At 61.7% G+C, this 26,250-nt stretch carries 19 protein-coding genes and 1 pseudogene; 5 read left to right on the top strand and 15 right to left on the bottom strand.

The features are described 5' to 3' along the window. Positions 1-47: 47 nt before the first annotated feature. From AB4N74_RS05205 to AB4N74_RS05175, 7 genes are all read right to left on the bottom strand, one after another. Positions 48-809 (bottom strand): peptidylprolyl isomerase, encoded by a 762-nt coding sequence (locus tag AB4N74_RS05205; RefSeq protein WP_460098519.1) that lies wholly within the window; start codon positions 807-809, stop codon positions 48-50. Positions 810-824: 15 nt separating this feature from the next. Beyond that, a complete protein-coding gene (locus tag AB4N74_RS05200; RefSeq protein ID WP_460098517.1) occupies positions 825-2,375 on the bottom strand; it encodes an ABC transporter substrate-binding protein in 1,551 nt (516 codons plus the stop codon). Positions 2,376-2,384: 9 nt separating this feature from the next. Further along, positions 2,385-3,005, bottom strand: a complete 621-nt coding sequence (locus AB4N74_RS05195) for an SCO family protein (RefSeq protein WP_093439276.1) — start codon at positions 3,003-3,005, stop codon at positions 2,385-2,387. Beyond that, the gene (locus AB4N74_RS05190) at positions 3,002-3,652 is read right to left on the bottom strand and encodes an SCO family protein (protein ID WP_257358141.1); all 651 of its coding nucleotides are present in this window, start codon (positions 3,650-3,652) and stop codon (positions 3,002-3,004) included. The genes AB4N74_RS05195 and AB4N74_RS05190 overlap by 4 nt, the downstream gene beginning before the upstream one ends. A gap of 14 nt (positions 3,653-3,666) precedes the next feature. After that, positions 3,667-5,589, bottom strand: a complete 1,923-nt coding sequence (locus tag AB4N74_RS05185; protein WP_460098515.1) for a YncE family protein — start codon at positions 5,587-5,589, stop codon at positions 3,667-3,669. Positions 5,590-5,889: 300 nt separating this feature from the next. Continuing rightward, a complete protein-coding gene (gene mnxG, locus AB4N74_RS05180) occupies positions 5,890-11,724 on the bottom strand; it encodes a manganese-oxidizing multicopper oxidase MnxG (RefSeq protein ID WP_460098513.1) in 5,835 nt (1,944 codons plus the stop codon). A gap of 200 nt (positions 11,725-11,924) precedes the next feature. Beyond that, positions 11,925-12,533 carry a lytic transglycosylase domain-containing protein gene (locus AB4N74_RS05175; protein WP_093439292.1) on the bottom strand — a complete coding sequence of 203 codons (609 nt, stop codon included), beginning with the start codon at positions 12,531-12,533 and terminating at the stop codon, positions 11,925-11,927. 205 nt (positions 12,534-12,738) lie between these two features. Between AB4N74_RS05175 and gspG the strand changes: the two genes are divergently transcribed. The 3 genes from gspG to AB4N74_RS05160 all read left to right on the top strand — a co-directional run bounded on the left by gspG (position 12,739) and on the right by AB4N74_RS05160 (position 15,026). Then, entirely contained in the window at positions 12,739-13,167 is a 429-nt protein-coding gene (gene gspG / locus AB4N74_RS05170; protein WP_064120121.1) for a type II secretion system major pseudopilin GspG, read from the top strand. A gap of 14 nt (positions 13,168-13,181) precedes the next feature. Beyond that, complete coding sequence (locus tag AB4N74_RS05165; RefSeq protein WP_460098511.1) at positions 13,182-14,369, top strand: type II secretion system F family protein; 1,188 nt, start codon at positions 13,182-13,184, stop codon at positions 14,367-14,369. Between the two features lie 75 nt (positions 14,370-14,444). Further along, entirely contained in the window at positions 14,445-15,026 is a 582-nt protein-coding gene (locus AB4N74_RS05160) for a hypothetical protein (RefSeq protein WP_460098509.1), read from the top strand. A gap of 810 nt (positions 15,027-15,836) precedes the next feature. Here the strand turns inward: AB4N74_RS05160 and AB4N74_RS05155 are convergent. Continuing rightward, positions 15,837-16,736, bottom strand: a complete 900-nt coding sequence (locus tag AB4N74_RS05155; RefSeq protein ID WP_116255317.1) for a LysR family transcriptional regulator — start codon at positions 16,734-16,736, stop codon at positions 15,837-15,839. Positions 16,737-16,898: 162 nt separating this feature from the next. Between AB4N74_RS05155 and AB4N74_RS05150 the strand changes: the two genes are divergently transcribed. Next, positions 16,899-17,921 (top strand): alpha/beta hydrolase, encoded by a 1,023-nt coding sequence (locus tag AB4N74_RS05150; RefSeq protein WP_460098507.1) that lies wholly within the window; start codon positions 16,899-16,901, stop codon positions 17,919-17,921. 108 nt (positions 17,922-18,029) lie between these two features. Next, entirely contained in the window at positions 18,030-19,457 is a 1,428-nt protein-coding gene (locus tag AB4N74_RS05145; RefSeq protein WP_460098505.1) for a mechanosensitive ion channel domain-containing protein, read from the top strand. A 289-nt stretch (positions 19,458-19,746) separates the two neighbouring features. Here the strand turns inward: AB4N74_RS05145 and ycaC are convergent, their stop codons facing one another. The 7 genes and pseudogenes from ycaC to AB4N74_RS05110 form a co-directional block, all read right to left on the bottom strand. Next, positions 19,747-20,370 (bottom strand): isochorismate family cysteine hydrolase YcaC, encoded by a 624-nt coding sequence (gene ycaC, locus AB4N74_RS05140; protein ID WP_007913541.1) that lies wholly within the window; start codon positions 20,368-20,370, stop codon positions 19,747-19,749. Between the two features lie 70 nt (positions 20,371-20,440). Next, the gene (locus tag AB4N74_RS05135) at positions 20,441-22,279 is read right to left on the bottom strand and encodes an amidohydrolase (protein ID WP_460098503.1); all 1,839 of its coding nucleotides are present in this window, start codon (positions 22,277-22,279) and stop codon (positions 20,441-20,443) included. Between the two features lie 43 nt (positions 22,280-22,322). Further along, positions 22,323-22,949, bottom strand: a complete 627-nt coding sequence (locus AB4N74_RS05130; protein WP_460098501.1) for an antibiotic biosynthesis monooxygenase — start codon at positions 22,947-22,949, stop codon at positions 22,323-22,325. Next, the gene (locus AB4N74_RS05125) at positions 22,942-23,355 is read right to left on the bottom strand and encodes a DoxX family protein (RefSeq protein WP_460098499.1); all 414 of its coding nucleotides are present in this window, start codon (positions 23,353-23,355) and stop codon (positions 22,942-22,944) included. The genes AB4N74_RS05130 and AB4N74_RS05125 overlap by 8 nt, the downstream gene beginning before the upstream one ends. Before the next feature lie 214 nt (positions 23,356-23,569). Then, positions 23,570-23,836: pseudogene (locus AB4N74_RS05120) on the bottom strand (DUF6124 family protein); the annotation flags it as partial. A 444-nt stretch (positions 23,837-24,280) separates the two neighbouring features. Continuing rightward, the gene (locus AB4N74_RS05115) at positions 24,281-25,204 is read right to left on the bottom strand and encodes a LysR family transcriptional regulator (RefSeq protein WP_093439319.1); all 924 of its coding nucleotides are present in this window, start codon (positions 25,202-25,204) and stop codon (positions 24,281-24,283) included. Between the two features lie 54 nt (positions 25,205-25,258). Continuing rightward, the gene (locus tag AB4N74_RS05110; protein WP_460098497.1) at positions 25,259-26,239 is read right to left on the bottom strand and encodes an MBL fold metallo-hydrolase; all 981 of its coding nucleotides are present in this window, start codon (positions 26,237-26,239) and stop codon (positions 25,259-25,261) included. Between the last annotated feature and the right edge of the window lie 11 nt (positions 26,240-26,250).

Below are 26,250 nucleotides of genomic sequence, written 5' to 3'. Positions count from 1 at the left end.
CACCTGAATGGGCATCGAAGCCATTCCCCACTATTGGGGGGGAACCTTCAGTCGTCGTCAATTCGTTCGATCCTGTTCTGCACCCGTAATTGCGCGAGCACCTGACGACGAGCCTGGGTCTGTTGCTGTCGGGCGAGCTCTGCCCTGACTGTATCCAGCCCCTGTAAATCTGGGACATCGGCGGCCTCCAAGTGGTTCGGCAAATAAATCACATGCCAGCCAAACGGTGAACGCAGTGGTTGGCTGGCAAAACTCGCCCCGCTGACAATCGAGGCGCGCATTTGCATCAAGCGTAGACGCGCTTGAGCCACTGTGGCTGCATCTGCTTGCACGGGCACGCGGATCAACAGGTGACGGGGTTGCAAGGTATTGGCGCGGATCAGTTCGGCGAACATCTGCTGCGCCGCCAGTTCGCGGCGGGTGTACTCGGTGAAGGAGGCCTCATCGAAACCGGCGTCCTGCAAGCGCCGGACGAATTTTTCCACGCCGCCGATGGCCATGCGGGTTTGCTCGATCTGCTGACGCAGCGCTTGCTCGTCGATCTGCCGGCCACGTTTCTGCGATTCCTGCCACAGCAATTCTTTGTCGATCAGCATTTGCAGCGCCGCCTGGCGCAGTTCCTTGTAGGCCTTGGGGCTGCGAATATTCGTCACCGCGCGGCCCTGATCTTCCAGGTATTCGGCGAAGAAGCGCTCGAAGCGAAACCCGGAAATCTCCGTGCCGTTGACCCGTGCCACGGCCGGCTCGTTATTCGCCCACGCCAGCGGCAGCCAGCAAGTCAGCAGCAAGATCAGCGTTGTGCGTTTCATGATCGGGCCCTCCGTTCAGGGGCTGGCAACCATCGGTTTATAGGGTGCGACCAGATAGAAACGTTGATCGGGCAAATCCACGGTAACCACATGCGCGCCGCTCAAGCCCAGCCGTCGACCGGGACCGAAACTCAGGCGCGGGGTCAGGCCGGTGTCGAAGTCGTGCAGGCCTTCCAGCGCCGTCACCAGTTTCTCGCGGCTGGCGTCGCGGCCAGCCTGTTTCATGCCCTCGCTGAGCAGCAGCATCGAGGCATAGGCGCCGACTTGCAGCACCGCGTGCTGGGCGCCGAGTCCTTGGCCTTCACGCAGTAACGTCAGGGCCATGCGCCCAGCCTGGGTCCAATCGCTGGGCACGAACGGATAGGCGAGAAACACCCGCCGGGTGAATCCGTCGGGGACTTGCAGCAGATCACCCGCCACCTGACTAGAGGCGGCAAACAGGTAAGGCACTTGCCCGGCGCTTTGCAGCCGCGTCGCCAGACGACTGAAGCCGCCGCCAGTGCCCAGATAAAACACCGAACGCGAACCCAGCGGCAGCGCATCCGCCGCCGGGTCGTAGGCTTGCAGATGGACTTTCTGCCAGCCGTGATCCTGCAAGTACTGGCCGAGATTTTGCGCGGCTTGCGTCTGGATCGGGTCATCGGGATAAGCAATCAGCGTCGGCCCTTGCAGCACGCGCAAACTGGCCGTGGCGTAATCGGCCAGCGCGATCAACTGCTCACGCAATCCCGGTAATGGCTCGAATATCTGCGGACTGGCCTGCAGGGTGCCGAGGATCGACATCGGCCCGATCAGCGGCATACCGGCCTGTTCCAGGCGTGCCCCCAGTTCGCTGTCAAGAGCCGGTGCCAGTGGTGCGATCAGGGCGAACACCTGCTCCTGCTCGATCAACTGCTGCAAGGCTTGCTCGGCACTGGCGCGGTCCGGGCCGGGATCGATCACCGTCAAGCGCAACTGCCGGCCGTGAATGCCACCGGCCTGATTGATCCGCGCGACACTGCCGTTGAGCACCGCCGCAACGGTCATGCCCTCCTCGGCCAGCGGCCCTTGGCTGGGCAGTAAGGTGCCCAGATGCAAGGTCTCGGCATCGAGGCCGGGATCACGCTCATCGGCGAGGCGCTTGAGGTATGCGGTGAGGTTGCGCTGATCCTTCATCGACAGCAGAAAGCGCGGCATGCTCGGGTCGAGACGGTTGTGGCCGGGGTCGCGGCCCTGCTCAATGGCCGTGGCCAGAGTGCTTTCGCTGTAGGCCGGATAGCTGCGGCCGTTGACCTGTTGCTGGCCATACGTGCTGGTCAGTCGCGCCCAGTTCAATTCGGGGGGACGCACGCCACCTTCAGGTCGCCCGAGGCCATCGGCGCCATGGCAATTGGCGCACGGCAGGCTGGTCGCCGGCAGCAACACATCTGCCGCACCAACCCGCGCCATGATCGCCTCGCCACTGGCCGAAAAGCCCTGACGGTACAGGCGCTTGCCCGCCGCCTCTTCCGGGGTCAGCGGCGCAGCACCCGCGCCAAGGCTGACGCCAGCGAGCAGGATCATGGCGAGTACGCGGCAGCGTTTCATGGCGCGGACTCAGCGGCCGGCCACGGGCATTGTCAGCAACTGCAAGCGCTGGGCAATGGCGGCAGCCGGGGCGTCGGGACGGATTTTGCTCCAGCGTTTATTGGCGACATCACCGACGATCAACTGCGTGGAGTGTTGCTCTGGCGTCGGTACGATCTGGCCGATGCGACTCAATACCAGGTCCATCTGCGCCTTGTCGCCGGTAAGAAAAAGCCAATGAGGGTCATCGGAACCCTGCTTCAAGGTGTAAGCCTTGAGCACCGCCGGCGTGTCGCGCAGCGGGTCACTGGTAAGGGAAATGAAGGTGATGTCTTGCGCCTTGTCGCCCAACAGCTCGCGGACTTCCTTGAGCTTTTGCGTGATCAGCGGGCAGGCGTCATTGCAACTGGTGAAGATCACGTTAAGCAGGACGATGCGGTTTTGCAGCGCATCGCTGTAGAAGCGCAGGGTCGCGCCGTTCTGATCCTGTAACGGCGTGTCGGTGAACCAGGTTTTCGCGTCGTGGGTACCTTTGGCCGGCGCGGCGGCCACAGCGGCTGGCGGCTCAGAGACGTGGTCTTCGTGAGCAAACGCGACGTTACCAAGAATCCAGAAGCACACGGTCAGGGCGATCCAGTCGAGCAGTCTCATGGCTGTTGCTCCATGGCGATGGCTGTGTGTTTGGCGTGGGTGCGCAGGCCGCTGAGTTTTTCCACTTCCTTGGCCAACAGTGCTGGATCGGTGAAGCCGTAATAGCGCATCCAGTGACGATTGTTGCCGTCGCCGACGAGGATCAACGGTTGGTGATTCTTGAAGTCGCCACTGAAACTGCCGAGGCCCTTGAGGGTTTCATTGATCGACTGCGGCGAGCCGGTCAGCCAGCTCCAGCCCGGCCCGCGCTGGAAGGTGCGGGCATAATCCTGCAGGCGTTTCGGGTCGTCGCGCTGTGGGTCGATGCTGATCGACACCAGTTGCACTTCCTCGCCTACCCGCGCACCGAGCTGTTTCTGCACCTTGCCCATGATCGACGAGACCACCGGACACACCGTGGTGCAACTGGTGTAGATGAAGCTCATGACGACGATTTTGCCCTGCACCAGGTCTTGTTCCAGGCGCACTGTTTTGCCGTTCTGGTCGAGCAGCGGCACGTTGGCGAATTTCACCTGGGCGTGTTCCTGAGTGCTGCTGGCCGGGGCTTTGTGTCCGGCGTGTTCGTCGGCCGAGTGAGCGTTGGCGTGTTGAACGCCAAGGCTCAACAGGCACAGGGTCAGCAGGCCACTGGATGCAAATCGGTTCATGTCGAAACTCCTCTTCAACGGGCCTGGCCGGGGGCTACCCGAACACTGGCAAAGGTCTTGTCATCGAAACCGGCGCCCAAAGAGGCCGCACGCACATGCAGATACCAAGCGCCGCTGCGGTCGAGGGTGATCGGCGCTTCGTACACGCCGTCGGCGACTTCCAGCGCCGCCACTTCGCGGGGATGCGAGGTGGGCGCGAGGTAGTAGCGCAATTGCACGTCTTTCACGCCGCTGCGCTGGGTTTTGTCTTTGCCCTGCACGATGCGGAAACGCACGACGTAGGGGTCGTTGAGCGCCACGGCAGTCTTGTCGAGGAGGAACTCGACTTTCGGTGCGCCGAAGTGTTTTACCAGGGCGCCATTGGTTTCGATCTGCGCGGTAAAGCAGTGAATGATGTTCGGTTGATTGAGCAGGAACGCCACGTCAAAGCGCCCCGCCGCCGGCAGCTTCACCCGCGCGCTGTACAGTCCCGGCGAGATTTCGCGCAAGCTGCGATCGATGACCATGGCGGCGCGGGCGATCTGGCCACGGTTGGGGTAGCCGGACATCGGCGCGTTCATGCCTTCGGCGTAGAAGTAGGTGGTGTTGTCGACCGGGTTGACCACGAACACCGCGTTGTCGTCGCGCGACACCGCCAGGCTTGAGGCCAGTGGCAAATCCCCGGCCAGACGCGGCGCTTGCGGGCCGGCTTCGAACCCCTGGCTGATCGGCTGGCGGCCTTCGCCTAAAGAAGACAGGTTGATCATGGTGACTTTCGGTGAAGCGAGTCCGCGGATGTAGGCGTAGGCCTGGGTGAACACCACTTGGTAGGGTTCGGCGCTGACGTCGAGGTCGTGAATGGCGCTGTTGGTCGCGGCGTCGATGATGCTGGCGCGGTTTTCCACGGTGTTGAGCACCACGCCGAAGCGGCCGTCGGCGCTGAAACCCATGGGGCCGAGGCCTTGTTGCAGTTTGATCACCCGGCGGATGGCGTGCGTGTTGGCGTCGATCACGGTCACCGTGCCGTCCTTGCCATCGGCCACATACACCGCGCCGGACAGCGCGGAATAGGCGACTGACAGCGGATGCGAGCCGGTTTTGATCTGCTCGACGATGGTCAGGCTGGCGATGTCGACCACGCTGACGGTGCCGTCGTCACGGTTGCTGACGAAGGCGAAGCGGCTGTCCTTGCTGAAGCTGATTTCGTGGTGGCCGCGCCCGGTCTGCAAGTATTTGAGGGGTTTGAGGCTTTGGCTGTCGATCACTGTGACGCCGGAGTCTTCGGCTTTGCTGGCGTTGTTGCCGACCCAGAGCAGACGCTCATCCGGTTGCAGCGCCAGGCGCACCGGTTGGCTGCCGGCTTTAATCGAATCGAGAACCTTGAATTGTTCGCTGTCGATGACGGCCACTTCGCCGGCCGTCGGCATGGAAACGAACACGCGTTTGTTGTCTTTGGGCGTGACCCAGTCCATCGGCGATTGCTTGAGTTCGATTCGCGCGAGCGTGCTGGTGATGCCGCCGACCGACACCGACGGATCGACCACAGCGATGCTCACGTCGCGGTTCATCACCAGCAGGAAATAGCTGTTGAGGTCGAGCAACGGTCGCGCACCGATGTTGGATTTGAGAAACACCCCGACCCGGGCCTTGCAGCTCTGGTCGCGGCCCTGGGCCTGATCGGCGGCGAGGGTTTGCGGATCGACCCAGGCCCCCGGCGCTACCCCGGACAACGGCTGGCCGGAGGCGCTGTCAGTGACGCGAAACTGCACATCGGCGAATTCACCTTCACGCAGTTTGCCGTCAGCGGCCAATGGCTTGAGGTGGAAATCCACCGCCACGCCGTCGCGGTTCAGCGTCTGACCCGCACCGGTTTGTGCCAGCGCAATCTCACTCAGCGTCAGCAACGCACCGGCCATGGCCAGCGTACAAATACCGATGATGTTGATGATCCTGTTCATCTAACTCTCCCCTACCTCTTCACCTGGCAAAACACCGCCCCCCATGTGGGAGCGAGCCTGCTCGCGAAAGCGTCTTCAGCCTCACCCTCACAAACCGAGTTGCCCCCATTCGCGAGCAAGCTCGCTCCCACAAGGGATTTGCGTACATCCACTTCCTCACTGCCAACCACTGTCCCCTGTGGGAGCGAGCTTGCTCGCGAAAGCGGTCTGTCAGCCAACACACCTGTTGCATGTGCCGCCCTCTTCGCGAGCAAGCTCGCTCCCACAGGGATTTGCATCCACCGGGGCATTGCCGCTCTGCTACTGCCCCTGCGGCGCCGGTTCCGGTTCGTTGGTCACGCGCAGCAAGCCCCATAACCCGGAGGTGTTGCCGTAGGCGGCGTAATCGCGGAACAGATAATCCCCCGGGATCGCATTGCTGCCACCAGCGCTCGGGATCATGAAGCTGAAGTGCGCGGCCGGCAGGACGCTTTCGTGGGCGCCGATGTACATCGACATCGGGTTGTAGCCGAAGCGCACTGAGCCGACGCCCGGCGACCCCATCGGATAACCCCCGGTATCGCTCTTCTCGGCCTGGAACGGATTGACCGACCAGACGTGCCCATCGAGCTGGAACGTGGTGCCACGACTGCCACCGCTCGGCATCAAAATATGCGTGCGGAACGGTTGCCCGGGTTTGGCATACAGCACCGGCGTCTGCGGATCACCGCCCACCAACGCGTTGCTGTAGGCCATGTGCGCATTACTCATGTCGCCGTAACCCGCGCCATCGGCATGCCCGAACGGTGCGTCCGGAGCGAGGCCGAAGCGGTACCACAGCGGTTCGGTCTTGTAGTTGATCGCCATGCTCGAGTTGTCCTGCGGATCGGTCGGCACGCCGAAGCCTTCAGCCGCAATCCCTTCCACCGGCCGGCCATTGGCCCAACGGGTGTTCAGCGCCTTGTGCCAGACCATCGCAAAGTCGCGGTAGCTGGTTTGCCCAGGCGCGGTGACCGTGGCGTTGACCTTGCGCGCATCGTCGACCCAGGTCGCGCCGATCGGCAGGATGCTCATCGCTCCGCCAAGACCTTTTTGCGGCTGCTTGATCACGTCCGCCGGGGTGATGTTCAAGCCGCCGAACTCCACCGCTGTGGCGTTGATGTTGTCGACGCTGCGGCCCAGTTGAGTTACCGGTTTGCCTTCACGCTCCAGGTGTCCGGCGTAGTACTGATAGGTACGGGTCGGGTACGCGCCGCTGTTGCCGACACGCGGTGGCACGGTCTGAATCGGGTTGGCGCCGACATTGGCGCCGTCGGATTTGGTGATGTCGTACGCCAGCAACTGCGCGTGCAGGCCGACATGGCTGGACGGCCGCATCAGGTTATTGCTGAAGGTGGTCGAGCCCAGACCACTGTTGCGATCACGCTTGACCATGCCTTGCATCACCGCGGTTTGCGTCAAGTCGGGCATCACGCTCGGCAGACGGTTTTCCAGAGTGATGTTGATGCAATCCCCCGCGGCTGCACGTAGCACCAACGGCTCGACCGGAATGCCGGGTTTCAGCTTGCCACTCACCGGATCGAGATCGGATTTACGCACATAGAGAATCGCGGTTGGGTCATGCAACGGCCCGCTCTGCCCGCCGATGGTGATGGTTTCGCCATCCTCCGGATCGGTCACCGTGACCTGCGGAATGCTCACCGTGCGCGAGTTCAGCACCAGGGTGCCACCCGCCGGATTCAGCGGCCCGCCGACATGTTGACCAAGCCCTTCGGGATCGCCGATGGTCAGGCCCAGCGCATTGCCGAGAATGTCGTTGGCCAGCGCCGCGACCACTTCGTAGTTGCGCTGCACCGTAGGCCGGGTGCCAATGCCGTTAGGGTTGGCGCCATAGCGCGGGCAACTGCCCTCGAACGCCACGGTGTTGCGCATGCCCGCCGGATTCGGGTTGTTGGGGATGGCGAACAGGTCGGCGCGTTTGGCGGTGTAGTTGCGCATCACGCCCCAGATACCGCTCCAGTAGCCTTCGATCGAAGCGTCCATCGAGTACAGATAATCACCCGTGGTCGCCGCCGAACTGGACAGCATCGACACCGGCGCAATGAAGCCCATCTGCTCGGAGATGCCGATCATCTGCGACGCGCGCCAGCCGGAGTTGGAGCTGTTGCCGAAACCGGAACCGCTCTGCAGCCATTTCACACCGTGCAGGGTGACGTTGTGCTCTTCCTCATGGCCGCCGGCATGCACCCGCAACCGCACGTTGTCGCCGGTATAGGTGCGCAGCATCGGCGTGAACGGATCGCCCGGCTCGGCGCCGCCCTTGTTGATGTGCGGTGGAAACAGCGTGGTACCGCCGGTGGGTCCGGTCGCCGAAGTGAGCAGATTCGGCGCCAGATTCATCGCCGGAATGGCGCGGTCGGTACGGCTTTGCATGGCGAACGACAGATCACCGCCGAGGCCGTCAGCCTGCATGCCGCGTTTGCCATCCGGGCCGACCTTGTTCGGGTCGTACACGCGCAGGGCCAGCGGTTCGTTGCGATAGTTGACGACGAACATGCCCGGATCATCCACCGAGATCGCCTGCGGACATGGCCGGCTCGGGCAGCCCGGCACCTGACCGCCCTGCACTTCCAGCACGCCTTCTAGCAAGTTGCTGGCGTTGTTGCGCACTGGCGGGTTGATCGCGTAACGGAAGCTGTCGGCGGTGGCCGGGAACGCCTGCGCATTCGGCACACCGTTAGGGCCGGCACCGACGTAAACGCCAGCTTCATAGGCGTGCTGGAAGTCGCTGTATTCGAGGAAGAACTCGCGGAAGCTGTCGTTCTTGCCGTCGCCATCGAGGTCGCCGGTGTTGATCACCGCCTGCCATGAGGTCGGCCCACCATCCTGGCGCGCGCCGCTGTACAACGGCTCGCCGGTTTCGGCGTGGAACCAGGTGGAACCGGCCGGCTCGGCAAGCACAGTCGCGTACAGTCCAATCTGCTGATGCGTCGATGGGCCTAAGTGGTCGTGGGTGAAGATGGTGCCGAGGCCGCGATCGACGCCTTTGGCGTTGACCACCGGATCGACGAACCAGCGCTGCATCGCCGTGCGCGCACCCAGCCAGTCGGCGCGACCATACTGGCCGAAAAATGGGTGGTTCCTGGCTATCGGGCAGGCCTGGGTGCCGTCACGTGGATCGGTGCCGGCGCACTGGTTGAACTCGCGGATCGCATGAATGCGTTCCTGCACGGCGCCGGGCGAGAGCACGCCGTCCTCGTAGTTCCAGCCATTGGACGAGCCGTCCGCCGAGGTCAGATCCCACTTCGGCAGGTGAATGTGCTGGCCGATTACGTCGGTCGGCGTGCGCACCTGATAGTCGTCCATCTCATAGGTGGCCGGGACCAGGTTGGTTTGCTGGTATTGCACGCAATCGAAAGTGTTCATGCGCATCACCAGCGGCTCTGGTGGACGTTGCTTGGTGATCACCGGCCAGGCGTCTTCCCACAGCGCGAGAATGCGCGCCTGCGGAAAGTGATAACCGACTTTGTTGTACACCGCGTCGAACTGAATGTTGGCGGCTTTGTAGATCCGTGGGCGGTCGGCGGTGAAGCTCGAGGCGCCGACAAAGGACATACCGTCGATGCGCTCACCGCTGGCGAACTCGCCGCTGCCGGCGTTGCTGGTCAGGCGTTTTTGCCGATCGTCCATGCACGGCTCGTAGTACGGCGCGCCGGCCATCGGCAAGGCACCGTTGGTGCGGAACGGCTTGGCGACCACTTGATTACCGGGCAGCAAGGCATAGCTTGGGTGATCTTTCTTCGCGTGGAAGGCCATCGCCGCTTGTTCGACTTCGGTGCCTTCTTCAGGCAGGTAAATCGGCTTGGCACGTCTGACTTCCTTGGAGAAGTCCAGCGAAGTGGTCACGGTGTGCGCTTCGCCACCGGCCGCGACGCCATCCAGTGCGTGACGCTGCAAGCCGCCATTCCAACCGCCGGACTGCGCCGGGTCGAGATTGGCCCACAGTGCCTTGCCGCTGGCCTTCAAAGACTGCGCGGTGGCCGCGTCGAGCATGTCCAGCGGCGGCGTTGGCGGACGTTGGCCGACCGAGCTTTCCATGCCGCCGATCCAGAACGGATAGCCAGGGTTTTTCAGGCTGCCGTCGGCATTGCGATTGGCTTCGCTGCGATCGACCAGCGCCAGCGAACCGATGGCTTGACCAGCGGCATTGCCGCCATGGTGCTCACCGTCGTCATCGCCCTCTTCTTCGTCATCGTCGTGATCATTTTCGGCGACCAGGGTTTCGCCGATCTTCGGCACGACCACGACTTTGCCCGGCATTGGCGCCATGGCTTTGCCTGGAAGCGGCACGATGGCCGGAATCGGCGTACCGGCGACGATTTCGCCATCGGGCAAGGCCCGTGCACCCGCCGCCGGTTTGCCACTGCGCAAGGCAAACGGTTCGCTGTGATAGCCGTCGGCGCCCTGCTGCGAAACATCGAGTCGCGTGCCTTCTTCGAACACATCGTGCACCCGCCACATGGCCCACATGCCTTGGGCAAAGTGCGGATAGAAATGGCAGTGATAGATCGCATCGCCGGCCACGCGGTTGCGGTTGCCCGAACCGCCATTGGCGATTTCATAGGTGTAACCGGCGCCCGGGCCAATGCCTTGGGCGTCGACGTAATCGGAGTTGTCGTCGTTGGGGTTGAACAGCCACTGATGGCCGTGCAGGTGGAAGATGTGCTGCTCGTGGCCATTGTGGGTGTTGCGGAATTTGACGAAGTCACCGATGTAGCTGTGGTTGACGTTCGACGGCTCCGACGGATACAGCGCCATGGTGGCTTTCACACCGATCTGATCGGCGCGCGGTATCTGGCCGGGGGCGATGTTCTCAAGCCCGGTGTTGGCCGGCACATCCACCAGCATCGCTACATCGCCGACGGTGTGCGAGCTGAGGAAGAATTCTTCGTAGGCGCACGACAGGCAGTCGTGCATCGGCCCCACGCCCAAGCGGTTGGCGACCACTTCGGCGCCCATGCCGCCGGAGCCGTAGTTGATCATGAACGAGTCGCGGGTCGGCTCCAGCACATGGGCCATTACCGGGTCAGCCCAATAGGCCGGGAATGCTTGAGTAGCGGCGGTTTCGTCCTGGAATTGCGAGGCGAAATCGCGGAACGCTTCGAGGCGATTGGGAATCGCCGGGTTGCGTTTGCCCATCGACTCCAGCGGGTAGGTGCTGGATGGGAAACTGCCGTCGGCGTTGCTGCCCATGACAATCGCATCGCTTTCGCTGGAGATGATTTCATTGCCGTCGACCATGCCGATGATCGGCGTACCGGCCTTGCCTTCGCGCAACCACGGTTCGCGCTGCGGGTAGCGCGCCTGGTAATCGACGATCGGTTGGCCGGTGGGTGCGCGGCCGGTGGTGGCCAGGCGCATTTCTTCTTCGGTGAGGGTATTGCGATAGGTGCGACCGCCCTTGGGCAGCACGACGACCTGGCCGAACAGACCATTGGCAACGTTGCCGGCCGCGCCCTCGCCACCAAACGTCGCGCCTCGGCTGCTGACGGCAAACGCGCCCTCACGTTCGGCGAACAAGGTGTAGGAACGGCTGGAGCCCGGAGGCACCAGGCTGTTGGCGTTACGCCCGGTGAACGAAGAGATGTCATCAATGCTGTTCACCGCTTGCAGGCCGTTGACCTGGAAACCGACGTGACGATCCGCCACTTGTTCATCGACTTTGAAGGCTTCGGCGCCGTTGGCGTTTTCCGCGCCCTCTTCTTCGCCCTGGTTTTCAAAGTGCTTGTTCGGGTTGGCCTGATAGTCGAGCAGGTTCTGCAGATTGATCGTCAGGCAATCGCCGGCGGCCACACGCAATACCAATGGCCGAGGGCGCTTGTCCGGACGCAGCGAGACTTTGCCCGGCACTGCGGCGCCGCCGTAAGCCAGCGACTGCTCATGTTCATCGACCACGTCGCGGCGCAGGGCGAACATCATGCCGTTGATGTTCTGCGCACCGAGGCGGTTGAACATCAGCGGTTGATCGAAGGCGACGACGTTGGCCACCAGGTTGCGCTCGCAACGCACGGCTGCACCGGCCAGCTCGACGCTGAGCATCGAGGCCAGAATCACCAGCCAATTCAACAGAGACGGAGCGTGATGAATGCCAACCATGATCAGTAACCTCGTAGTGGGTGCTCTTGGGAACACTTCTCGACAAATGCCTCGGAGCAATCCGCGTGCCACAAAAAATTTCATTACCGTTCAATCAGTTACCGCAACCATTTGAGGATCCGGGGGATATTCCCCACCGGTTTTCCCCACTTTTCGGGCCTCTGCGGTTTGCCCCCGAATGTGGGGAAAACCGGGTTGGGTCACAACGGCGCATCCATGGCCAGGCCCTGCAGACGCCGGTACTGACGCAATACGTTCGGTACATAACGCTGGGTTTCGGCAAACGGCGGAATCACCCGGCCACGGCTGAGCACCGCGTCGGGCCCGGCGTTATAGGCCGCCACGGCGAGAGCAATGTCGTTGTCGAACAAGGTCATCAGGCGTTTGAGATATTTCGCCCCGCCCTGGATGTTGGCCTTGGGGTCGTAGACGTCGGTCACACCCAGTTCGCGCGCGGTGTCGGGCATCAACTGCATGAGTCCGCCCGCGCCTTTGGCTGAGGTCGCACCAGGGTTGTAGTGGGATTCGGCGTTGATCACCGCGTGCAGCAGCGCTTCGGGTAATTGATTGACTTTGGCGGCTGCCGAGACCAGTTCCGCGTAGGGCTGGTTGGCGATCATTTGTGGCTGTTGATCGAGGCTGGCCACAGGCATTTCAGCCTCGTGGATCACCCGTTCGTAGGTGCGTCCGGGCCGGTGAACGTTGGACAGGACATAGCTGCCCTTGGCGTCCACGGAGATGAATACGTCGGCTTGCGCGGCGCCGCTGAGCAGCACACATCCGAGCAATCCGCTGGCGAGAAATTTCATGTCGGGCCTCCCCGGATCGACCCCGATAAATTGGGGGAAATGCCCCAATGGCCGATCACGTTTGAGCCATACGCAAGCACTGTGCCGACTCTTGAAATGCCCGATTTACAAGGGCTTCAGCCAATCAGCCGGTTTTCAGTGAGGCTGAGCATGGCAATTGCATAGGCCCTTCAGGCGACACGGCTGCCACTTACGGGAGGTCATCATGAAGCTGCAATTTCGTCCGCGTGGCCAACGCGGTTTTACCCTGCTCGAATTGCTCGTGGTGCTGGTGGTGCTCGGCCTGTTGGCCGGGATCGTCGCGCCGAAATACTTCGCCCAACTCGGTCGCTCGGAAGTGAAAGTGGCCAAGGCGCAGATCGAAGGGCTGAGCAAAGCGCTGGATATCTATCGACTGGAAGTCGGCCACTACCCGTCCACCGAACAAGGCTTGCAGGCCTTGGTCACTGCACCGAGTGACGAAGCGAAATGGACCGGCCCGTACTTGCAGAAAAAGCTCCCGCAGGATCCGTGGGGACGTAATTACACCTACCGCTATCCCGGCGAAAACAGCGAGTACGACTTGCTCTCGATGGGCAAGGACGGCCAGCCCGGCGGTGAAGGTGAAAACGCTGAAGTGACCAACTGGCAGTAAACGGAGCGCGGCCCATGCGATTTCATTTGAAAGCGGTCGGCAAGGCGGGCGTGGTGTCCTTGAGCGTCGAGGCGGCGGGTGACAGCGACGCACGGCGGATCGCCGAGGATCAGGGCTTGCGTGTGCTCAGCTCGCACGCCGACAAGCATTGGCGCTCACTGAAACTGCGCCAGCGCGAGACCTTCAACCTGGTGTTATTCAGCCAGGAATTGACCACCCTGCTCAATGCCGGCCTACCGTTGATCGATGCGCTGGAAAGCCTCGCCGAAAAAGAAACAGCGCCATCTGCCCGGAAAACCTTGAGTGAGCTGGTGCGCCTGCTTTATGAGGGCAAATCCTTCTCGCAGGCGTTGGGCCAGTTGTCGGCGGTGTTCCCGCCGTTGTACGTGGCGCTGGTACAGTCCAGCGAGAAGACCGGCGCGGTCGGCGATGCGCTCGGTCGCTACGTCAGTTATCGCCAGCGCATGGACGAGGTACGGCAGAAGATCATCAGTGCCTCGATCTACCCGATGCTGTTGCTGATCGTCGGTGGTGGCGTGGTGTTGTTCTTGATGGGTTATGTGGTGCCACGCTTCAGCCTGGTGTTTGAAGGCTTGGGCAATAACCTGCCGTGGCTGTCGCAGGTGCTGATGAGCAGCGGCATGTTTTTGCATGCGCATCAGGCTGAGTTTTTTGGCGGGCTGGCGGCGCTGGTCATTGCCCTCGCCGTCCTGCAGAAGCAACCGGCGTTTCGCCGTGGGCTGGATCGGCTGGTGGAGAAACTGCCAGCCGTGCATCAACGGATTTTCATGTATGAGCTGGCGCGGTTTTATCGTTCGCTGGGGATTCTGCTGCAAGGCGGAATTCCGCTGGTGACCGCCATGAGCATGGTGCGTGGCTTGCTCACCGTTGCCTCGCGGGTGCGCCTGGATCAGGCCTGCGAGCGGGTGCGCGAGGGGCAGTCATTGTCCACCGCGCTGGAGCTCAATCACCTGGTGACACCGGTGTCCCTGCGCCTACTGCGCGCCGGCGAACAGTCCGGCAACCTCGGGCAGATGATGGAACGCAGCGCCGACTTCTACGACGAGGAAATCAGCCGCTGGCTGGAGTGGTTCGTTAAATTGTTCGAGCCGCTGCTGATGACCTTCATCGGCCTGCTGATCGGGGTCATTGTGATCCTGATGTACATCCCGATTTTCGAACTGGCTTCGAGTATTCACTGACCCCTAGGAACGGGTCCGGTCCTTGCAACAATGCACTTTTACGTTCCCAACAAAACCACAAAGACGGAGAACGATATGCACATTCAAAAGCTCGTGCTCGCAATGGCCATCGGCGCAGTTCTGTCAGCGTCTACGGTGCTGATTCCGGACAGTTTGTCCGGAGTATCCAGTGCTCATGCCAAGGATGGTGGGAGTGGTGGTGGAGGCAGTGGTGGCGGAGGGGGCGGCGGCGGCGGAAATGGTGGGGGCGGAGGTGGAGGAAGTGGCGGGGGCGGTGGCGGTCACGGTGGCAACGGTGGTGGCAGCGGTGGAGGTGGCAGCGGTGGAAATGGTGGGGGCGGAAGTGGCGGCGGAGGCAGTCACGGCGGTGGCGGCAACAGTGGCAGTGGTGGTGGCGGTGGCAACAGTGGCCACAGCGGCAGCGACCACGGCTCGGGACACTCGGGCGACAGCGCCTCATCCGGCCGCAACGGCGCCCATGCTGAAGCGGGAGATGACCATGGCGTCCACCGCGCTGGAGAAGTCGGCGATGACCACGGGGTCCACCGCGCTGGTGAAGTCGGTGATGATCGTGGCGTCCACGCTGCGGCTGAAGCCGGCGATGATCGCGGCGTACATGTCGGCGGCGAGCCGGGCGATGACAAGCGCGCCAACTGATAATTAGACACACCGCAAAACCTGTGGGAGCGAGCTTGCTCGCGAATGCTGAGGGTCAGCCAATGATGTTTTGACTGACACACCGCTTTCGCGAGCAAGCTCGCTCCCACAGGGTTTTGTGGCGTGCGCAGATTACGCAGACGACCAACATCAATTGTGGGAGTGAGCCTGCTCGCGATAGCGGTCATTCAGACACTGAAACTGTGACAGACAGAACGCTATCGCGAGCAGGCTCACTCCTACAGGGTTTTGTGGCGTGCGCAGATTACGCAGACGACCTTTATCAAATGTGGGAGCGAGCTTGCTCGCGAATGCTGAGGGTCAGCCAATGATGTTTTGCCTGACACACCGCTTTCGCGAGCAAGCTCGCTCCCACAGGGTTTTGTGGCGTGCGCAGATTACGCAGACGACCTTTATCAAATGTGGGAGCGAGCTTGCTCGCGAATGCTGAGGGTCAGCCAATGATGTTTTAACTGACACACCGCCATCGCGAGCAGGCTCACTCCTACAGGGTTTTGCGGCGTTTACAGATTACGCAGACGACCTTTATCAAATGTGGGAGCGAGCTTGCTCGCGAATGCTGAGGGTCAGCCAATGATGTTTTAACTGACACACCGCCATCGCGAGCAGGCTCGCTCCCACAGGGTTTTGTGGCGTGCGCAGATTTCACAGACGACCTTTATCAAATGTGGGAGCGAGCTTGCTCGCGAATGCTGAGGGTCAGCCAATGATGTTTTAACTGACACACCGCTTTCGCGAGCAGGCTCGCTCCCACAGGGGTTTGCAGGGTTTGAAAATCTGCTGTAAGGCTCAGAGGGCGACGTGGCTCTCGTTCAAGCGTTCGCGCAGGAATTCGACCAGCGCCTGCACCGGCCTTGAGGCCTGACGATGCTGCGGATACACCGCCGATAACGTCAGCGGCTCGGGGCGCAAGTCATCCAGCACCGGCACCAACCGGCCATCCTTCAGCGCCGCGCCGACAATGAACGTCGGCAAATAGGTAATGCCCATCCCCTGCACTGCGGCATCCCTGAGCAACTCGCCGTTGTTAACGCGCATGCGCCCGGTGACATTCACCAACAACGGCTTACCCTGCCCCGCGTTAAAGCGCCATTGCACCGAACGCCCATGGCCATAAGGCAGGCAGTCATGGCTGTGCAGGTCTTCCGGCTTGAGCGGTGTGCCGCGCTCGGCGAGGTACGACGGGCTGGCGCAGTACACGCGTTCGATTGACGCGATGCGCCGGGCAATCAGCGTCGAGTCTTCGAGCACGCCAATGCGCAGCGCCAGATCGTAGCCCTCACCGAGCAAATCCACCGGCCGATCACTCAGATCGACCTCTACCGTAACCTCACGATAGCGCTGCAAGAACAGCGGCAGCAGACAGCCCAGATGTGCCACGGCAAACGACAGCGGCGCACTCAGACGAATCGTCCCGCGTGGCTCGGCAGTCTGCCCGGCGATGCCCTGCTCCACTTGTTCGACTTCACCCAACAGGCGCAACGCCGATTCGTAATAACTCTGCCCCAGCGGCGTCACGTCGAGTCGCCGGGTCGAGCGGTTCAATAAGCGCACGCCGAGACGCTCTTCCAACTGCATCAAGCGTCGGCTGACGAACTGCTTGGACAGGCCCAGTTGATCGGCCGCAGAGGTGAAGCTGCCGGAGTCCATGACCTGGCAAAAAATACGCATGTCTTCGAACGGGTTCATTGTCACTCTCTGGTAGACAGTTAAACGCTTTATAGCCGCTTTTTCACTTTTGAGCAGCCCATTAATCTGTGCTCACGGTGTTGCTGAGGCCCTGAAGCCCAGCGCCACAGCAGCCCGCAACCCAGGCATAAAAAATCAAAAACATTCAAAAGGATTTCCACCATGAACATCGTCAAGAAAACCCTCACAGCTTCCCTCCTCGCCCTGTCCATCGGCAACGCTTTCGCCGCCGAAACCAGCGGTGTCGAACACAACACCCAAGCCTTCCTCAACGCCCTCGCCGCCGGTGGTGGCAAACCGCTGGAGCAACTGAGCCCGAAAGACGCCCGTGCGGTGCTGACCGGCGCGCAGGCTTCGGTGAAGGTGGACTTGTCCGGTGTTGAAGTCAGTGACAAAGCGATCAAGGTCGATGGCCAGACCCTCAACCTGAAAGTGGTGCGGCCGGCCAAGGTCAAAGGCGAGTTGCCGGTATTCATGTTCTTCCACGGTGGCGGCTGGGTGCTCGGCGATTTCCCGACCCACCAACGCTTGACTCGTGACTTGGTGGTGGGTTCCGGTGCGGTCGCGGTGTACGTCGACTACACGCCGTCGCCGGAAGCCCAGTACCCGACCGCGATCAATCAGGCCTACGCCGCAACGAAATGGGTGGCTGAGCACGGCAAGGAGATCGGTGTCGACGGTAAGCGCCTGGCCGTGGCCGGCAACAGCGTCGGCGGCAACATGGCGGCGGTCGTGGCGTTGATGGCCAAGGAGCAGAAAGCCCCGGCGCTGCGCTTCCAACTGCTGATGTGGCCGGTGACCAACGCGCAGTTCGACGACGGTTCGTACCAGCAATTTGCTGAGGGCCACTTCCTCACCAAAGGCATGATGCAGTGGTTCTGGGACAACTACACCACCAACCCGGCCGAGCGTGCGCAGATCCATGCCTCGCCGCTGAATGCCAGCGCCGAACAGCTCAAGGGCTTGCCTGCGGCACTGGTGCAGACTGCCGAGTTCGATGTGCTGCGTGACGAAGGCGAAGGCTATGCGCGGCACCTGGATGCGGCGGGTGTAGCGGTGACCTCGGTGCGCTACAACGGGATGATTCATGACTTTGGTTTGCTCAATCCGCTGAGTCAGATTCCGGAAGTGAAAGCGGCGGTGCGTCAGGCGGCGGCTGAGCTGAAGACTCATCTGAATCCTTAACAGCAAAAGATTGCAGCCTGCGGCAGCGCCTACATTGGAATACGTTCTTCTGTAGGCGCTGCCGCAGGCTGCGATCTTTTTATTGGCAGACACTGCGGAGCACCGGCCATGACCTTTTTCTACACTCACCTGCTGTCCTGGAGCGCTGCCCTGCTGCTGCTCGACGCGGTGCTCTGGCACTTCTCGCCCTTCAGCCATCGCGCCCCGAGAGTCGGAGTGCGCCTGGTGTTGTTTCTGGCGTTCACGGCGCTGGTGATCAACGCCGGCGTCAGTCCGTTGCAAGCACCACAATTCACCGATGATCGCGTGGCGCAACTGGGTGCGACGGCGCTGGGGATTCTCTGGTGGCTGTACGCTGCGCGGGTGCTGACCGAGGTGGTCGGCCTGGCGCTGATGCGCCGCATCGGCCATAGCGGCCGTTTGCTGCAAGACGTGATTGGCGCCCTGGTGTTTCTGGTCGCCACTGTTGCCGCGGCCGGTTATGTGCTGGAGCTGCCGGTAAAAGGCTTGCTGGCAACCTCCGGCGTGGTCGCCATCGTTGTCGGTCTGGCGCTGCAGAGCACCCTGGCCGATGTGTTTTCCGGGATCGTGCTCAACACCACCAAGCCGTATCAGGTGGATGATTTCGTGGTGATCGACGGCGTCGAAGGCAAGGTCTTCGACATCGACTGGCGCGCCACGCACTTGCTGACCAGCGCCGGGACCATGGCGGTGGTGCCGAACTCGGTCGCGGCCAAGGCGAAGATCGTCAACCTCAGTCGCCCGAACAACATGCACGGCGTGTCGATCAGCATTCAGGTGCCGAATCACATCCGCCCGCGGCGGGTACTCGATGCGCTTGATCGCACCTTGCAGGGCAGCAGTTCGCTGTTGCTGACGCCAGCGCCGAAAGCCGTGCTGAAAGAGGCCGGCGAAACCATGTCGGAGTACGTCGCCAGCGGGTTCATCGCCGAGCTCGGCAAGAAAAGCGAAGTACGCAATCAACTGTTCGACCTCGCCCACCGGCATCTGGAAGCGGCAGGGATTTCGCGGCATCCGGATGGCGTGATCGAACCCTCGACCCGCGCCCGTGCGTTGCTCGATGAAGTGAAAATCTTCCGCTCGCTGAGCAGTGATGAGCGCGATCGTCTGGCGGAATCGATGGTTGCCCAGCAGTACACGGCGGGCCAGGTGGTGCTGGATCTGGACGAGGTTCCGGACAGTCTGTTCGTGATTGCCACCGGGGTGGTCAGTGCGACGGTGCCGGACGGCGACAGCCAGGTCGAGGCCGGGCGCATGGGGCCGAGTGAGGTCATGGGTGAACAAAGTATTCTCGCCGATACGCCGTCGCAGGCGACGTTCACGGCGTTGACGTCGAGCATCATTTATCGACTCGACAAGAGCCTCACCCGTCAGTGCATGGAGCACCGCACGGAGGTGGGTCAGGCGTTGAATAAATTGCAGGCGGTGCGTCAGCAGAACAGTCGCCTCGCGTTGATGGCTAAACCGGTGGCGGTGAGGAAAGGTGGTTTTCTCGGTTGGTTGCAGAAGCGTTGAAGCGGCAAGATCAAGATCAAAAGCCTCCCCCTCACCCCAACCCTCCCGAAACGTCGGACCGCCCCCAAGGGGGCGAGGGGGAAAGGGAGCCGATCTCCATGTATTTCAAGATTGAAGTTCGATCTCGGTATTACAGGTCGACGTACCACGAAAGGAGTCGATCTCCGGGCATTTCAAGACCTGAGTTCGGCTCGGTATTGCACGTCGGCGTACCTCGCAAGAACCCCTCGGTCAGTCCCCTCTCCCTCCGGGAGAGGGTTAGGGTGAGGGGTTCTTCAAGATCAGCCGATTACTTGGCCGTGAACTTGGTATAGCTGTTGATCAAATTGCGATAGTTAGGCAGACGCTCCGACAGCAAATGCGCCAAACCTTCCATGTCGTTGCGCCAGTCACCCTGCAGCTCGCACGCCACCGAGAACCAGTTCAGCAGGTGGGCACCCGCCGCCGACATCCGCGCCCACGCCGCCTGCTGCACGGTGGTGTTGAAGGTGCCGGACGAGTCAGTCACCACAAACACTTCGTAGCCTTCAGCAATCGCCGACAGGGTCGGGAACGCCACGCAAACGTCCGTCACCACACCGGCGATGATCAGTTGCTTGCGACCGGTGGCCTTGATCGCTTTGACGAAATCTTCGTTGTCCCACGCATTGATCTGCCCTGGGCGCTGAATGAATGGCGCATCCGGGAACTGCTCGCGCAGCTCAGGCACGATCGGGCCGTTCGGGCCTGCGTCGAAACTGGTGGTGAGGATGGTCGGCAGCTTGAAGAACTTGGCGATGTCGCCCAGCGCCAGCACGTTGTTTTTGAATTCGTTCGGAGTGAAATCCTGGACCAGCGAGATCAGACCGGTCTGGTGATCGACCAGCAATACAACCGCGTCATCTTTGTTCAGACGTGTGTAAGGAACGCTCATGGGAAAACTCCTGATGGACGGATGGATGAAGCATGAAGCGCCGACCGGATGGCCGGCGCTTCAGGGGAAATCAGAAAGCGAAGCAGGAACAGCCGAACGCGCCCCAGAAACCGGCGAAGTCGCTGACCGGTGCGTTCGACATCCGCGCCTTTTCATGGCTGTGGGTGTGCACTGCACACGGCCCGCTGCACTGGTGAACCTGCGCCTGCAATGGCGAATTTGGCCGCCAGTGGCCTGGGACTTTGACCACCGGCGACCAGTCCGGCAGCACTGGAATCGAGCGTGGGCCGAGGTCTTCGAAGTCGCCGGCCGCGTAGACAATCTTGCCGCCGACCACGGTCATGACCGATTCGATCCACTTGATCGCTTCTTCTTCAACATGGAAGAAGTCCGCGCTCAGCGCCGCCAGATCCGCCAGTTGGCCGACCTTGAGCTGGCCTTTCTTGCCCTGCTCCGAGGAGAACCAGGCGCTGCCGTGGGTGAACAGTTCCAGCGCGGTGGCGCGCGGCAGACCTTCTTCGTACAAGGCCAGACCGCCGACGGTGCGACCGCTGACCATCCAGTACAGCGAAGTCCACGGGTTGTAGCTGGACACCCGCGTGGCGTCGGTGCCGGCGCCGACCGGTACGCCTTCGGCGAGCATGCGCTTGATCGGTGGCGTCGCTTCGGCGGCTTGCTTGCCGTAGCGGTCGACAAAGTATTCGCCCTGGAACGCCATGCGATCCTGAATCGCAATGCCGCCGCCCAGTGCTTTCACCCGTTCGATGTTTTGCGGGGTGATGGTTTCAGCGTGGTCGAAGAACCACGGCAGACCGTTGAACGGAATGTCGCGATTGACCTTCTCGAACACGTCGAGCATGCGGCTGATCGACTCGTTGTAGGTCGCGTGCAAACGGAACGGCCAGCGCTGTTCGACCAAGTGGCGCACCACCGGCTCCAGCTCCTCCTCCATTGTCTGCGGCAGGTCCGGGCGCGGTTCGAGGAAGTCTTCGAAATCGGCTGCCGAGAACACCAGCATTTCGCCGGCGCCGTTGTGACGCAGGAAGTCATCGCCCTGATGCAACTTGACGCTGCCGGTCCAGTTCTGGAAATCGCTCAGTTCTTCTTTCGGTTTCTGGGTGAACAGGTTGTAGGCGATGCGCACGGTCAACTGGTCGTCTTTGGCCAGTTGCTCGATCACCTGATAATCGTCCGGGTAGTTCTGGAAACCACCGCCGGCATCGATCGCACTGGTCAGGCCGAGGCGATTGAGTTCGCGCATGAACTGGCGGGTCGAGTTGACCTGATATTCCAGCGGCAGCTTCGGCCCCTTGGCCAGCGTCGAGTAGAGGATCATCGCGTTAGGCCGCGCGACCAGCATGCCGGTCGGATTGCCGTTGGCATCGCGAACGATCTCGCCACCCGGCGGGTTCGGCGTGTCGCGGGTGTAGCCGGCCACGCGCAGGGCGGCGCGATTGAGCAGCGCGCGGTCATACAGGTGCAGGATGAACACCGGGGTATCCGGCGCGGCCTGGTTGATTTCTTCCAGAGTCGGCATGCGTTTTTCAGCGAACTGGAATTCGTTCCAGCCACCGACCACGCGCACCCATTGCGGCGTCGGTGTGCGGTCAGCCTGATCCTTGAGCATGCGCAGCGCGTCGGCCAGCGACGGCACGCCTTCCCAGCGCAGTTCGAGGTTGTAGTTCAAACCGCCACGGATCAAGTGCAAGTGCGAGTCATTGAGGCCGGGAATAACGCAGCGGCCATGCATATCGACCACTTGCGTGTTCGGCCCGCGCAGGGCCATGGCCTGGTTGTCGTTGCCAACGACCACGAAGCGGCCGTCGGTGATGGCCACGGCACTGGCCAGCGGTTTGGTGCGGTCTACGGTATGAAACTGGCCATTGAATAAAATCAGATCGGCGCTCATCGCAGTTCCTCAAGCAAAGTGAAAAGGAGCAAACCCCGCGCGCTCAGCGTGGCGAGGTCTCTTGGGAATCGAGGTGTTCATGGGCTTGGCTGGCTTCGAGCCACGGCGTAAACAAACGGGTTACCGGCGGCATCACCACGTAGACCACCGACAGAACGATGGTCAGGGTGATCAGGAACGTGGCCACCACGTAGTTGGAAAGAATCGGATGCAGCGCCAGCAGCGGTCCCCAGATCAGCGGCACGAGCAAGGTGTGCGGCAGAATCACCAGCAGCGTGACGACCGCTTGCTTCCAGCGCGGCGGCGGCGAAGCGGCATCGGCCAGTGGTGTAAACCAGAATTCCTTGATCGGCGCGACTTCAGTCTGATCGCCGTCAGCCAACATTGGCGCCGCTTCGGCGACCAGTGCCTGACGCTGCGGCGATTCCAGCCAGCCCTGCATCGCTTCAGTGGAGCTGAAACGCAGCACGCAAGTGTAAAAATCGAGACGCCCGCGCTTGCCGCGCACCACGTCCACGCCCAAATGGCCTTCACGCTGGCTCGCGACGCGGACGATATTGCGCAGCCAGGCCTCATACGCTGACTCGAAACCGGCCTTGACCCGGTGCTTGATGATCAGCGTGACCGCCTCATCGGCCCCCGGCGTTTGTGGATCGAGGACTTCAGGCATAACGCAGCACTCCGGGCAGAAGAACAGGAATCACCAGCCGTCCCGGCCCGGCGATCAACACAGTGGTAAACAGGATCAACAGCAACCAGCCGAACTGCCCTTCGGCCACACTCCATTGCGGATGCACGACCAGCAGTGCCACCAGCAGCACAAAGAGAATAGGCAAGCACGCCAATCGCGCCAGCACCCCGGCGACGATCAGTAGTGGACAGAGGACTTCGGCGAAGATCGCCAGGATCAGGGTGAGGTGGGCACCGAGGTGGAACGGGTCTTCGATCAGTTGCAGTTGCGCGGTGAAATCCAGCAGCTTGGGCAAGCCGTGGACCCAGAGCAGAAACAACCCGCCGCTGACCCGCAGGAACAGCAAACCGATGTCGCGTGCCCGTTCATCTGTTGAGGCATTCATGACCCGACCCTTGAAATGTCATTGACTGGAATCATGCCAATGATGGTCGGGAGGAAATTGGATAGATGTGCTCAGTTCTGCGACATTCCAAAATTCTTGGAGCACCGCAGCCCCCTGTGGAAGCGAGCTTGCTCGCGAAAGCGGCGTGCCATTCAAAGTATTTATAACTGACCCGACGCCTTCGCGAGCAAGCTCGCTCCCACAGGGAATGGGTTCAGGCCGGTGGTTCAAGGTTATCCAGCACCCGATTCACCGCCAGCTCACCGAGCATGATCAACTGCGCAATCCCCAACAGCGCCCGGCGCTGCGGCGCGGGCAACAGGTGGGCGACGTCCTGGGCAATGGTCTTGGCCGAGGCGAGTGTTTCGCTGGCGTCAGTCAGCAGTTCTTCGGCTTTGGTGTCGGCGGTTCCGCGAGTTCTGCGTGGCGGTGGCGTGGAGCCGGGTGGAAGGAGGTAGTGGTCGAGGTGGCGACCGTATGCAGGTTAGCGAACCGGTAAAAAGGCAACCCGGTAGACCCGAAGGTCTCCCGCATACAGCCGCCATAGCGAAGTGCAGACGATAGCCTGCTACGAAGCATGGAGCGCTGATGCACTTTTTTGGTCCGAGTCGCTAAACCCGATCGCTGAGTTTTCAGCGACCACCAAACGATAGAGACCCGACCACAAGCGCGCAAGCCGGCGGATTCTGGCGTAGCTGTAGGCAAAGGCGCAAGGTTGCGTAGCCTGAAAGAGTGTCTGATGGTGTTGCTTAAACGGCGATGTTTAAACCACCAACAACTCAGGGATCACGCCGTCCCAATGTGGGAGCGAGCTTGCTCGCGAAAGCGGTGTGTCATTCGAAATATTTATCGACTGATACGACGCCTTCGCGAGCAAGCTCGCTCCCACAGGGATCAGTGCTGTATTTGAGATTGGCGTAGGGATTCAGCTAGCTGGGATATTCAGCGGCGCCGCCATGAACTGACTGATCCGCGAGCGCAGCCATTTCTCCGCCGGATCGTTGTCATGCACCCCGCTCCAGGCCATCGACAATTGCGCCGCATCGATCGGAAACGGTGGATCTTCGGCGCGCAGCGCACACCCTTCCACCAACGCGCAGGCGGCGTAATCCGGCACAGTGGCGATCATCTCGGTGCCGGCGAGCAAGGCGCGCAGGCCGCTGAATTGCGGCACGCCCAACACCACGCGGCGGGTACGACCGACCTTGGCCAGGTCCATGTCGATATTGCCGCTCAGGTCGCCGGAGAACGACACCATCGCGTGCGGGCGCTCGCAGTATTCGTCGAGGGTCAGCGGCCCCGGACGGTCGTCGCCGCGCAGGACTTTGCAGGGAATGTCGCGCAATGTCTTGCGCTTGGCGTTGGCCGGCAGATCGGTGGTGTAGCTGACGCCCACTGAGATTTCCCCAGAGGCCAACAGTGCCGGCATCAACAAGTAATTGGCGCGGCGCACGACCACGACAATCCCCGGCGCCTCTTGCTGAAGCTGACGCAACAACGGCGGAAACAGGCCGAATTCGGCGTCGTCCGACAGGCCGATGCGAAACACGTCGCAACTGCTCGCCGGTTCAAACTCCTTGGCCCGGCTGACCGCGCCAGAGATGACGTCCATCGCCGGTTGCAGCTCTTTGAGAATCGCTAGCGCCCGCGCGGTCGGCTCCATGCCGCGACCGTTGCGCAGCAGTAACGGATCGTCGAACAGATCACGCAAACGCCCCAACGCCGCGCTGACGGCCGGTTGCCCCATGAACAGCTTTTCGGCAACGCGGGTCAGGTTCTTTTCGAACATCAGCGCTTCGAAAATCACCAGCAGGTTCATGTCGACGCGACGCAGATCGTTACGGTTCATGGGCATGTTTTCCTTTTCGGTGTCAGCTGCTTTTGCGGGTGGGCGCTGCGCACTTTACTCGATTAACGGCACCTTGGCCGCGCGCTTGTATGGACCGTATTCCACGGGCACCCACTGAAAATGTTTGCCCTGCGCGGTGATGTGACCGATGCCCGGGAACGGCAGGTGCGCCGCCGTCACCCACGTCTTGCTGGCGACCGCCGCACTGAAGACTGCCTGACGCGCGTTGATCGCTTGCGCACTGTTGACGTCAAAGCCGATCGACACTTCCGGATGCTCAAACTGCACTGCCAGGTTATGCACCAGATCCCCCATGAAGACGATGCTCTGATTCTGCGAGGTGAACCGGTAGGTGGTGCTGCCCGGCGTATGTCCGGCTTCCAGTGTCGCTTCGACTAACCCCGGCAACGGCGACTGGCCCGCGGCGAAGGTCTTGAAACGCCCGGCGGCGACGTAGGGCGCGGTTGAGTCCTGGGCAATCTTGAAAAACTCTCGGGCGCCGGCCGGAGCTTTGGCCAGCGCGGCCGGATCGAGCCAGTAATCCGCTTCAGCCTTGGCGGCATACACCGTGGCATGGCTGAACAACGGTTGTTTCTGGGCATCGACCAGACCACAGACATGATCAAGGTGCAGGTGCGTCAGCAAAACCGTATCGACCTGCTCTGGCCGGTAGCCGGCCGCCTGCATATTCGCCACGAGCTGCCCGGCGGTGGCGCCGATGCATTGCCCGGCGCCACTGTCGACCAGAATCAGTTGCTTGCCGGTGTTGACCAGAAAGGCATTGAACGCCGTCTGGACACCCGGGGTTTCAATCGAACGGCGTGCCAGCAGTGCGCGGATCTGACTCTGACTCATGCCCTGCAACAGCTTGGGCGACAGGTCGTTGTAGCCATCGAACAACGCGGTGACCTCGTAATCCCCCACGGCCAGGCGGAAATAGCCCGGCGCCTGAGTGCCCTGCTGTGGTGCCTGCGCCATCGCGCTGGAAGTGGCCAGCGCAAACGTCAGCGCCGCCGCTTTGAAAATGCCTTTCATTTGATTCCCCT

The sequence above is a fragment of the Pseudomonas sp. H3_C08 genome, assembly GCF_054669455.1.
Note: the sequence above shows the minus strand (reverse complement) of the source record. Positions and strands in the feature narration are given on the sequence as shown.